The organism is Acinetobacter sp. Z1 (assembly GCF_024296945.1).
Lineage (GTDB): Bacteria > Pseudomonadota > Gammaproteobacteria > Pseudomonadales > Moraxellaceae > Acinetobacter > Acinetobacter beijerinckii.
This window is the reverse complement of the sequence record NZ_CP101115.1, coordinates 3513741-3525884: the sequence shown is the minus strand read 5'-3', so window position 1 is coordinate 3525884 and position 12144 is coordinate 3513741. Positions and strand designations below refer to the sequence as shown.

At 41.7% G+C, this 12144-nt stretch carries 7 protein-coding genes, 2 tRNA genes and 3 rRNA genes; 10 read left to right on the top strand and 2 right to left on the bottom strand.

The genetic code is table 11. The features are described from left to right. Nucleotides 1–16: 16 nt before the first annotated feature. The 10 genes from NGC85_RS16725 (at nucleotide 17) to NGC85_RS16680 (ending at nucleotide 10692) form a co-directional block, all read left to right on the top strand. Nucleotides 17–871, top strand: coding sequence for an MBL fold metallo-hydrolase (locus tag NGC85_RS16725; protein WP_254804414.1), 855 nt, complete (start codon nucleotides 17–19; stop codon nucleotides 869–871). Between the two features lie 384 nt (nucleotides 872–1255). Beyond that, nucleotides 1256–1498 carry a hypothetical protein gene (locus NGC85_RS16720; protein WP_005060513.1) on the top strand — a complete coding sequence of 81 codons (243 nt, stop codon included), beginning with the start codon at nucleotides 1256–1258 and terminating at the stop codon, nucleotides 1496–1498. A gap of 545 nt (nucleotides 1499–2043) precedes the next feature. Further along, nucleotides 2044–3114 (top strand): alpha/beta hydrolase, encoded by a 1071-nt coding sequence (locus NGC85_RS16715; protein WP_188003260.1) that lies wholly within the window; start codon nucleotides 2044–2046, stop codon nucleotides 3112–3114. 133 nt (nucleotides 3115–3247) lie between these two features. Beyond that, on the top strand, nucleotides 3248–3805 hold the full coding sequence (locus NGC85_RS16710; protein ID WP_169109796.1) for a peptidylprolyl isomerase: 558 nt from the start codon (nucleotides 3248–3250) through the stop codon (nucleotides 3803–3805). Between the two features lie 423 nt (nucleotides 3806–4228). Continuing rightward, nucleotides 4229–5766, top strand: a 16S ribosomal RNA gene (locus NGC85_RS16705). Nucleotides 5767–5825: 59 nt separating this feature from the next. Continuing rightward, nucleotides 5826–5902 (top strand) — tRNA-Ile (locus NGC85_RS16700). A 70-nt stretch (nucleotides 5903–5972) separates the two neighbouring features. After that, nucleotides 5973–6048, top strand: a tRNA-Ala gene (locus NGC85_RS16695). A 414-nt stretch (nucleotides 6049–6462) separates the two neighbouring features. Next, a 23S ribosomal RNA gene (locus NGC85_RS16690) occupies nucleotides 6463–9356 on the top strand. Between the two features lie 173 nt (nucleotides 9357–9529). After that, nucleotides 9530–9644, top strand: a 5S ribosomal RNA gene (gene rrf / locus NGC85_RS16685). Together the 16S, 23S and 5S rRNA genes with 2 tRNA genes alongside form the textbook arrangement of a ribosomal RNA operon. A 214-nt stretch (nucleotides 9645–9858) precedes the next feature. Further along, nucleotides 9859–10692 (top strand): hypothetical protein, encoded by an 834-nt coding sequence (locus NGC85_RS16680; RefSeq protein WP_254804413.1) that lies wholly within the window; start codon nucleotides 9859–9861, stop codon nucleotides 10690–10692. Between the two features lie 318 nt (nucleotides 10693–11010). Here NGC85_RS16680 and NGC85_RS16675 read toward each other — a convergent pair whose 3' ends face one another. Next, nucleotides 11011–11553, bottom strand: a complete 543-nt coding sequence (locus tag NGC85_RS16675) for an NADPH-dependent FMN reductase (protein ID WP_254804412.1) — start codon at nucleotides 11551–11553, stop codon at nucleotides 11011–11013. Between the two features lie 108 nt (nucleotides 11554–11661). Continuing rightward, nucleotides 11662–12144 (bottom strand): peptidylprolyl isomerase, encoded by a 483-nt coding sequence (locus NGC85_RS16670; RefSeq protein WP_005060524.1) that lies wholly within the window; start codon nucleotides 12142–12144, stop codon nucleotides 11662–11664.

Sequence of the window (12144 nt, the reverse complement as noted above, 5' to 3'; positions counted from 1 at the left end):
GATAGGAGATGAATAAATGAACGTTAAACCTTATGCATTAGCACTTACTGTATTGGCTGCAAGCTCAACCAGTTTTGCACAAGAATTAAAAATTCAGAATTTTTTAGCAAAGCCTGAGCATTTTGGCGTAACTGCGACTTTAATCGAAGGTGATAAAGAAGTTTTACTTGTAAATGCACAATTTTCTAAATCAGAAGCATTACGTATTGCTGCCGATATTCTAGATAGTGGAAAAAGCTTAAAAACCATTTTTGTCAGCTATGGCGATCCTGATTTCTATTTTGGCTTAGATGTATTTAAACAATATTTTCCGAATGTACAAATTATTGCAACGCCTGAAACGGTGAAACATATTCAAGATACGCAAGCGCTAAAAGTCGCTTATTGGGGACCAAAAATGGGTGCCAATGCGCCGAGCAAGATTATTGTTCCGCAAGCGTATACGGCTAAAACATTAAAGTTAGAAAATGAAAATATTGAAATCAAAGGTAATAAAGAGCTGACTTATTTATGGATTCCAAGCGCTAAAGCAGTTGTAGGTGGTATTCCTGTGTCTTCAGGCATTCATTTATGGATGGCAGATACACCAACCACTAAAGATCGTCATGAAGTTATTCAAACTTTGGAAAATATCAAATCCTTAAATCCAAAAGTTGTGGTGCCAGCGCATATGAAATCAGGTGCAGCCGAAGGATTGGATGCAGTTAATTTCTCGCTTGACTATTTAAAGCAATATGAAAAAGCAGTTAAAGTCACAAATGACTCAACAACGCTCATTCAAAAGATGCAAACTCAATATCCTAATTTAACCGAAATAAGCAGCCTAGAATTGGGTGCAAAAGTGGTTAAAGGCGAGATGAAATGGCCTTAATATTGGGCTGAAACAAAAAACTGTGAATACAATTCACGGTTTTTTGTTTTGATTTAGACTAAAGATTCAGCCAATTACAATGTAAGCTTATAAGAGGATTTCACAAGCTTTATATAAATTATAAAAATTGAAGATAATGCTTTTTTCTGATGTTGTCGTAGTGCTGATATCAATAAAACTTTTGATTAGATAAATGTTTAGCTATTTTTGAACAATTAAAAAAATGCGTGAAGCTTAAATTGAATCGATTTAATAAAAATTGCAAAAACCTCCTGCATCAATAACAAACTGCAACTAATCCTCATCACGGTAAAGAAAAAAATTGTGAATGATAGGCAACGCAAAGACAACTTTGCTTTTTGTCATAATGAAAGGAAATACGTAATGAAAAAGTTAGCATTGATTTCTATGGTTGTATCGGGTGTTGCTTTCACAGCTGTGGGTTGTTCAACTCAAGGTGGTTTGGATGCTTCTGGTTCTGCTCAAACAAGCGCAAGCCCAACAGGCGTTCAAGGTGGTGTAGGCGTGCAAGCAGGCACATCAGTTGATGTTCAACCTGGCAATGCATCTGCTGATGTTTCTGGTTCAGTATCAGGCTCTGCGGGTGCGGATGCATCTGCACAGTAAGTTAATCTTTGACTTAATTAGACGATAGATTGTCATGTCGATGCCAACACATCAATCTATTCATATACTGCTATATATGAAAGTGATTAGGTCAAGTAAATAACTAAATTTGAAAGAACTAGGATCCAACCGACCCTGGTTCTTTTTATTTGAATTGAACACTTCTCTTTGATTTGGATAAATGGAATAGACATTTAATCGAAGCAATAGATTTTTTCAGCTAGCAATCATGAAATCTGATAGATCACAATTCTATTGTAAAGTTTGGATACTAGATCAGCAGAAGGATTTTCAGTATTTATTTCCCTAAACGTACAAACAAAACGAATCACTAAAAGTCAGTTTTAAGTTGTGATTATAAATACAGATAAATTAATCAATTGGCATAAAAAGCACATACGCATAAGCAGAATGGTTAATGACTTTTTAAGATCATGGCTTTAGGTTACAGCATGATTTTAATTCTTTATCTTGATCTCAGACTTTATAAAGGCATATAGTCGATGTGGACAAGAACTATGGACAGCGCGATAAAGGGGAAGAACGTGACAGCATTACCTCAGAAAATTCAAACAATCTTAGATAAAGGACAAGGTCCAGCTGCACGAGCACTTGATAAGTTACCTAAAATTATTCAAGAGTCTCTGGCTAAACTTTTAGGCTATCCATACCAATATCCAGATTTAGACGCATTTATAAAATGTTTAATGGCTGTTCAAATTAAGCAAGGTCATATTGGCTTTATTGGAGATGATCCGATCGAGTCACGACGTCAGTTTGATACCCAAATGTTAGCAATCTTAAATAAAGCTACATTTATTGAATCCGTTGAAGATATTCGCTTACCCTTACAAAGCGGCACTGTATTCGCGCGGCATTATCATCCAGCACCCAATAAAAAGCTTCCAATGATCGTGTTTTATCACGGTGGTGGTTTTGTGGTGGGAGGTTTAGATACCCATGATGAAGCATGTCGTTTAATCGCTAAACATGCCAAAGTACAAGTTCTCAGTATCGATTATCCACTAGCACCAGAAGCATCGCCGCAACTGCTTATTAAATCTTGTGAAGATGCTTTGGCATGGGTGTATCAAAATCGTCGTCAACTGAAAATTTATAAAAATCGTATTGCTGTTGCTGGTGATAGTGCTGGCGGAAATATTAGTACAGTTGTGGCGCAGCATGCCGCTGGGAAATCTTATGCACCACAAGCACAACTTCTCATTTATCCAGTAGTAGATTTCAAAAGTAGACATCCATCATTTTATGCTTATGGGCAAGGCTTAGTATTAACCAGCAAAGATGTTGACTATGTCACTGACTATTATGCAACTCAACACAACATTGCTTTAGATGATCCATTAATTTCTCCAACCTATGGAAACCTTAAAAAGCTTGCTCCAGCATACGTTATTACAGCTGGTCACGATTTACTTCATGATGAAGGTGAAATTTACAGCCATAAACTGAGACAGAGTGGTGTGAAAGTTCAATATGTAAATTATCCTGATCAAACACATGGTTTCATTAACTTAACGCCTGTGTTTAATAAAGCTAAACGTAATACGATTGAAATTGCCAAAAACTTTAGAAAATTTTGGGATAAACATAGTTAATAAAGTCTAAGCCGATGTTTCACGTGAAACATCGGTTTTTTGATTTAAAGATAACAAATAGAAATAGTAAAATAGAATCAGCAAAATTAAGATGATCATTCACAACAAATCTATGTTCAAGCCGAGAAAAGCAATGATGAAAAAGTTGTTCATGACAACAGGTTTAATTTTGGCAAGCAGCCATTTATTTGCAAATACCATGGTTGATATGAAAACCAGTATGGGGAATATTGAAATCGAGCTTTATGATGATAAGGCACCTGTCTCTGCAAAGAACTTCGAAAGCTATGTAAAAAGCAACTTCTATACGGGTACTATCTTTCACCGTGTGATTCCAGGTTTTATGGTTCAAGGCGGTGGTCTTGATGCAAATATGGTTGAGAAGAAGACTAAAGCGCCGATTGTAAATGAGGCAAACAATGGTTTGAAAAATACTCGTGGCACTTTAGCAATGGCGCGTACCAGTGATCCGAACTCAGCGAGTAGTCAATTCTTTATTAATGTCGCAGATAATAACTTTTTAAATAAGTCACCGATGGATGCGGGTTACGCCGTTTTCGGTAAAGTGACTAAAGGTATGGATATAGTTGATAAAATCGTAAAAGTGCCAACTGCTAACTTTGGTATGCATCAAAATGTACCAAAACAACCGATTAAAATTATTAGTGTACAGATAAAGAACACTAAGTAAAAAACAAAGCAGAAATATGAATTAAATATTTCTGCTTTAATTTTATATGGTTACAGCTATATTGTTCGCTTGTTGAACATGTTTGTGTGTAAAAAAAGAACACTCAATAAAACAAGGGTTTAAAAAAGCTTGCACACCAAAAAAAATCTCCTATAATGCACACATCCCGACGCGATGAAGCAAAAATAACTTAGCTTTACTGGTTAAGTTGTTAAACATTCATTGCGTTAATTTATCGCTGACGAGGCGATAAAGAGATCATTAAGAGAATAGAAGAACAACTTGTGTGGATTTTTACTGGTTAATCGATCGAAAATATTTCATTGATTGAATGGTAGAAATTACTCGAAGTTTATTTGAGAAATTAAAGTCAGAAAATTGATGAGCCAGATTTGGTGCTTAGAATAAAGCACAAATGATATTAAACTGAAGAGTTTGATCATGGCTCAGATTGAACGCTGGCGGCAGGCTTAACACATGCAAGTCGAGCGGGGAAATGTAGCTTGCTACATTACCTAGCGGCGGACGGGTGAGTAATGCTTAGGAATCTGCCTATTAGTGGGGGACAACATTCCGAAAGGAATGCTAATACCGCATACGTCCTACGGGAGAAAGCAGGGGACCTTCGGGCCTTGCGCTAATAGATGAGCCTAAGTCGGATTAGCTAGTTGGTGGGGTAAAGGCCTACCAAGGCGACGATCTGTAGCGGGTCTGAGAGGATGATCCGCCACACTGGGACTGAGACACGGCCCAGACTCCTACGGGAGGCAGCAGTGGGGAATATTGGACAATGGGGGGAACCCTGATCCAGCCATGCCGCGTGTGTGAAGAAGGCCTTTTGGTTGTAAAGCACTTTAAGCGAGGAGGAGGCTACTAGTATTAATACTACTGGATAGTGGACGTTACTCGCAGAATAAGCACCGGCTAACTCTGTGCCAGCAGCCGCGGTAATACAGAGGGTGCGAGCGTTAATCGGATTTACTGGGCGTAAAGCGTGCGTAGGCGGCTGATTAAGTCGGATGTGAAATCCCTGAGCTTAACTTAGGAATTGCATTCGATACTGGTCAGCTAGAGTATGGGAGAGGATGGTAGAATTCCAGGTGTAGCGGTGAAATGCGTAGAGATCTGGAGGAATACCGATGGCGAAGGCAGCCATCTGGCCTAATACTGACGCTGAGGTACGAAAGCATGGGGAGCAAACAGGATTAGATACCCTGGTAGTCCATGCCGTAAACGATGTCTACTAGCCGTTGGGGCCTTTGAGGCTTTAGTGGCGCAGCTAACGCGATAAGTAGACCGCCTGGGGAGTACGGTCGCAAGACTAAAACTCAAATGAATTGACGGGGGCCCGCACAAGCGGTGGAGCATGTGGTTTAATTCGATGCAACGCGAAGAACCTTACCTGGTCTTGACATAGTAAGAACTTTCCAGAGATGGATTGGTGCCTTCGGGAACTTACATACAGGTGCTGCATGGCTGTCGTCAGCTCGTGTCGTGAGATGTTGGGTTAAGTCCCGCAACGAGCGCAACCCTTTTCCTTATTTGCCAGCGGGTTAAGCCGGGAACTTTAAGGATACTGCCAGTGACAAACTGGAGGAAGGCGGGGACGACGTCAAGTCATCATGGCCCTTACGACCAGGGCTACACACGTGCTACAATGGTCGGTACAAAGGGTTGCTACCTAGCGATAGGATGCTAATCTCAAAAAGCCGATCGTAGTCCGGATTGGAGTCTGCAACTCGACTCCATGAAGTCGGAATCGCTAGTAATCGCGGATCAGAATGCCGCGGTGAATACGTTCCCGGGCCTTGTACACACCGCCCGTCACACCATGGGAGTTTGTTGCACCAGAAGTAGGTAGTCTAACCGCAAGGAGGACGCTTACCACGGTGTGGCCGATGACTGGGGTGAAGTCGTAACAAGGTAGCCGTAGGGGAACCTGCGGCTGGATCACCTCCTTAACGAAAGATTGATGGCCGGTAAGAATCCACAACAAGTTGTTCTTCGAAGATGTATCTGAGGGTCTGTAGCTCAGTTGGTTAGAGCACACGCTTGATAAGCGTGGGGTCACAAGTTCAAGTCTTGTCAGACCCACCACTACTGACGAAGTGATGAATAATCACAAGCTGCTAGATTGAAAGATATGTCGTTCATTATGATTTAAGCTGGGGACTTAGCTTAGTTGGTAGAGCGCCTGCTTTGCACGCAGGAGGTCAGGAGTTCGACTCTCCTAGTCTCCACCATGAATTAAAAAGAGTTTGTAAGAACGAAATTAATTCAAAGCTAAAGTAAATTATAGAAATTAATAAATACCTAAATAAGTCAAAAGAGATTTTGATTTGAGTTTATTAACTTCTGTGATTTATCACAGTTTACTACGCACCGACGAGGTGGTAGTTAATCATTAACAGATTAGAAAATTGAGTCTGAAATAAATTGTTCAAACTCGATTAATTCAACACTAACAGTAATACGTAAGTATTTCAGTTGGATGAAGAGTTAATCTGAGAACTAGCAAAAACACTGAATCAAGCGTTTTGGTAATGAATTTAGATTGAAGCTGTATGGTGATTAAGTTCACAGACAACGAATAGTAGCAATTAAGTTTGCAACGCTAACACTCACTTGTATGTGTTAACGACTGTTTGGGGTTGTATAGTCAAGTAATTAAGTGCATGTGGTGGATGCCTTGGCAGTCAGAGGCGATGAAAGACGTGATAGCCTGCGAAAAGCTCCGGGGAGGCGGCAAATATCCTTTGATCCGGAGATTTCTGAATGGGGGAACCCACCCGCTATAAGGCGGGTATCATAAACTGAATACATAGGTTTATGAAGCGAACGAGGGGAAGTGAAACATCTCAGTACCCTTAGGAAAAGAAATCAATTGAGATTCCCTTAGTAGCGGCGAGCGAACGGGGAGCAGCCCATTAAGTTGTGTGTGTTCTAGTGGAACGCTCTGGGAAGTGCGAACGTAGAGGGTGATATTCCCGTACACGAAAGGGCACACACAATGATGACGAGTAGGGCGAGGCACGTGAAACCTTGTCTGAATATGGGGGGACCATCCTCCAAGGCTAAATACTCCTGACTGACCGATAGTGAACCAGTACCGTGAGGGAAAGGCGAAAAGAACCCCTGTGAGGGGAGTGAAATAGATCCTGAAACCGCATGCATACAAGCAGTGGGAGCCGACTTGTTCGGTGACTGCGTACCTTTTGTATAATGGGTCAGCGACTTACATTCAGTAGCAAGGTTAACCGAATAGGGGAGCCGTAGAGAAATCGAGTCTTAATAGGGCGTTTAGTTGCTGGGTGTAGACCCGAAACCAGGCGATCTATCCATGAGCAGGTTGAAGGTTGGGTAACACTAACTGGAGGACCGAACCCACTGTCGTTGAAAAGCCAGGGGATGACTTGTGGATAGGGGTGAAAGGCTAATCAAGCCTGGTGATAGCTGGTTCTCCCCGAAAGCTATTTAGGTAGCGCCTCGGACGAATACCATTGGGGGTAGAGCACTGTTTCGGCTAGGGGGTCATCCCGACTTACCAAACCGATGCAAACTCCGAATACCAATGAGTACTATCCGGGAGACAGACTGCGGGTGCTAACGTCCGTAGTCAAGAGGAAAACAATCCAGACCGCCAGCTAAGGCCCCAAAATCATAGTTAAGTGGGAAACGATGTGGGAAGGCATAGACAGCTAGGAGGTTGGCTTAGAAGCAGCCACCCTTTAAAGAAAGCGTAATAGCTCACTAGTCGAGTCGGCCTGCGCGGAAGATGTAACGGGGCTAAAACTATGTGCCGAAGCTGCGGATTTACGCATTAGCGTAAGTGGTAGGGGAGCGTTCTGTAAGCCGATGAAGGTGTATTGAGAAGTATGCTGGAGGTATCAGAAGTGCGAATGCTGACGTGAGTAACGACAAAACGGGTGAAAAACCCGTTCGCTGAAAGACCAAGGGTTCCAGTCCAACGTTAATCGGGGCTGGGTGAGTCGACCCCTAAGGCGAGGCCGAGAGGCGTAGTCGATGGGAAATTGGTTAATATTCCAATACTTCTGTGTAATGCGATGAGAGGACGGAGAAGGTTAAGTCAGCCTGGCGTTGGTTGTCCAGGTGGAAGGCTGTAGGCATGCATCTTAGGCAAATCCGGGGTGCTCTATGCTGAGAGCTGATAGCAAGCTGTACTTGTACAGTGAAGTGGCTGATACCATGCTTCCAGGAAAAGTCTCTAAGCTTCAGTTACACAGGAATCGTACCCGAAACCGACACAGGTGGTCAGGTCGAGTAGACCAAAGCGCTTGAGAGAACTCTGCTGAAGGAACTAGGCAAAATGGTACCGTAACTTCGGGAGAAGGTACGCTGCTGACGGTGATGGGACTTGCTCCCTGAGCTATTGGCAGCCACAGAAACCAGGCCGCTGCAACTGTTTATTAAAAACATAGCACTCTGCAAACACGAAAGTGGACGTATAGGGTGTGATGCCTGCCCGGTGCTGGAAGGTTAATTGATGGGGTTAGCGTAAGCGAAGCTCTTGATCGAAGCCCCAGTAAACGGCGGCCGTAACTATAACGGTCCTAAGGTAGCGAAATTCCTTGTCGGGTAAGTTCCGACCTGCACGAATGGCATAATGATGGCGGCGCTGTCTCCAGCAGAGGCTCAGTGAAATCGAAATCGCTGTGAAGATGCAGTGTACCCGCGGCTAGACGGAAAGACCCCGTGAACCTTTACTGCAGCTTGACATTGAACTTTGACCTTACTTGTGTAGGATAGGTGGGAGGCTTTGAAGTTGGAACGCTAGTTCCAATGGAGCCGTCCTTGAAATACCACCCTGGTAATGTTGAGGTTCTAACTCTGCCCCGTAATCCGGGGCGAGGACCATGTCTGGTGGGTAGTTTGACTGGGGCGGTCTCCTCCTAAAGAGTAACGGAGGAGTACGAAGGTGCGCTCAGCGTGGTCGGAAATCACGCGTAGAGTATAAAGGCAAAAGCGCGCTTAACTGCGAGACCCACAAGTCGAGCAGGTACGAAAGTAGGTCTTAGTGATCCGGTGGTTCTGTATGGAAGGGCCATCGCTCAACGGATAAAAGGTACTCTGGGGATAACAGGCTGATACCGCCCAAGAGTTCATATCGACGGCGGTGTTTGGCACCTCGATGTCGGCTCATCTCATCCTGGGGCTGAAGCAGGTCCCAAGGGTATGGCTGTTCGCCATTTAAAGAGGTACGCGAGCTGGGTTTAGAACGTCGTGAGACAGTTCGGTCCCTATCTACCGTGGGCGCTGGAAATTTGAGAGGATCTGCTCCTAGTACGAGAGGACCAGAGTGGACGAACCTCTGGTGTACCGGTTGTCACGCCAGTGGCATCGCCGGGTAGCTATGTTCGGAAGGGATAACCGCTGAAAGCATCTAAGCGGGAAGCCTACCTCAAGATAAGATTTCCCTAGGACTTTATGTCCTCTAAAGAGCCGTTCGAGACTAGGACGTTGATAGGTTGGGTGTGGAAGCACGGTGACGTGTGAAGCTGACCAATACTAATTGCTCGTGAGGCTTGACTATACAACACCCAAACAGTTGTTGTATTCAAGATAAATTCAATACTTAACTTGATTTAGTGTACAAACTAGTTACAATACAGACCAATTATCTAATCCGTTAATAACTCTTTGGACCGTAAGTAAGGCATACGATGATTACATCGTGAATAAGACCCGAAAACACCACAACAGTTTGCTGGCGACAATAGCAAGAGTGAACCACCTGATCCCTTCCCGAACTCAGAAGTGAAACCTCTTCGCGCTGATGGTAGTGTGGCACTTGCCATGTGAGAGTAAGTCATCGCCAGCTTTTAAATCTAAAACACCCCCTGATCGAAAGATGAGGGGGTGTTTTTATTGTTTAATGAAAAGGTAAAGTAGTAATATTTAAACCTACCACCTTGAGTAATAATGAGTAAGAGATCATAAAAATGAATTGAACTTTATATAGTATGGCTTGATCTTGATGCATCTATTGTTCTTTATATGTTGAATATAGTCTAGTTGAAGATAGGATAATATTAATGACGCTTGTAGTAGCCTGGGTTAGGCATTATAAAAAAAGCAAAGAATTATATATTGCAAGTGACTCTCGATTGAATGGAGGACGAGCATGGGATATTGGTACTAAAGTACTAGATTTGGGCCGAGGTGATGCTGTTATTGCATTTGCAGGATCGACTGCTAATGCTTATCCTTTGATGCTACAACTTCAAACGGCTGTTCGAATGCATCCTAAAATTCGATCTAGAGCTTATGAATTAACAGAGTTAAAAGGACATGTATTACGAATTTTTAATGCTATGTGGAAAAGTATTACCAATTTACCAAGAGGGCAAATAATTCCTGATCCAGCAGAAGTCAGCTTTATTTTGGCTGGATACTCATGTAAAACTCAGTCATTTAAAATTTGGACAGTTTATTTTCATAGTCTATCTAATGAATTTCGATTTCGCAGTGCTTCAAAACATCGGAAAAAAGGTGGAGGCAATAAGTATTTTACATTTATAGGGGATGATGCAAATTTGGCACAAAATAAAGTCTATGAATTGTTAAATACTCGAAATAGAATAGAAATAGAAGGGCTGATAATGGAGCCATTTGAAGTATTGATTGAATTTATTAGAGATGTGAATCGACCTTATATTGGTGGATCTCCACAAATTTATAAAGTTTATTCACATCTAAATACAATGCCTTATAATGTTTATTGGCCAAGTCGCGAATCTAATCAATTAGCTTTTGGAGGGAGAGTTTTGTTATCTTATGAAAGGAATGAATATTTAGCTATTGATCCTGATACATTTGAAGTTGCACTTCCAGAATGGCCAATTATGAATACGGCGTTAGATGATTAAATATTTTCTTATATGTATTATAAAGCTGAGTATTACAGCACTTGAGCTTGTATAAATAGCTTAAAGCGTAGATATTACTGTCTATTAAAAAGTTTATAACTTGAAATGTTTTTTAGATATAAAAAAAGAAGCCCCATCATCCTGACGGTGCTTCTTCATATTCAGTTTATGTCGTTGATATCCTATTAACGACCACGTCCTGTGTGTTTTATTATTCTCAATGAGACTTCATGTCTTTCTATAATTGATATATTAGCGGTCAACTCGGAAATGGAACAGACGTCAATCTCCCTGATCAATGTACGCTTAGACCTACAATTAGGCGATATTATATTTCTGTAGTTTGCTAATCAGCGCTGTTAATCCTTTAACTTCAAATTCATTGGCATCAAAGTCCTCGTCTTTATTACGTTTAAAGATGTCGCGAATTTCAATAACGGCATTCGGATCAACAAGCCCTAAACTAGAGGTCACTTGGCGAATTTGACTGATTGAACGTGAGCCATTGGTTGAACCATAGCCGATAAAAGCTACAGGTTTGCCTTGCCATTCTTTACCTACATAATCCAATGCATTTTTGAGCGCTGGGCTATAGCCATGGTTGTATTCAGGGCTAATAAATATAAATCCTTGTGCTTGCGCAATTTTATCTGCCCATTGCTGTTGTTTCGGCTGATCATAGATGCCTGTCGCAGGTGGGTGAGAACCTGCAAATAGTGGTAAGTCCCATTCCTTAAGATCAACGATTTCTGTTTGAATATCTTTTAATGCGAGTTCAGTTGTCGCTTGCTGTACCCAATTGGCGACTTTGATCGCTGTGCGACCTTCCCGAACACTACCAACAATAATATAAATCAGCATGTTTGAATTCCTATGCGTTATTGCTTTGATTTTTAAAAATGAATGCTTTTAATTGATCTTATACTTTTCTTTAGCGTAAAAAAAAGCTCTCATTTGAGAGCTTTTATGTTACATCAATTTGATACCTTGCTGACCTGCAGGGGTGACTTTAAAGATTTCCACTTCAAAGGTAATATTTTTACCGGCCAATGGATGATTAAAGTCGATTTCAGTGATGTCTTCATTGACTGATTTTACGATGCCAAACAAGGTTGCTTTGGCTTTATCTTCGAATTCAATCATATGCCCAACAATCGGACGTTGTTCAAATTTTACAGTATCAAAAGTTTGGATATTTTCAGGATTCCAAGGACCAAATGCATCTTCAGGTGGCAAGTGAACGGTACGACGATCGCCAGCGCGTAAGCCAAAAAGTGCTTTTTCGAAGTGAGGAAGTAAATTACCATCACCGATCACTAAAGTGACAGGCTCATCACGCCCACGAGTATTGTCGATTTCAACACCATTTTCGATGGATACTGAAAAATGTAATGCGACTTTTGAGCCATCTTGAATGCGAATTTCTTCGTTTGGTTGAATAATTTCAGTCAT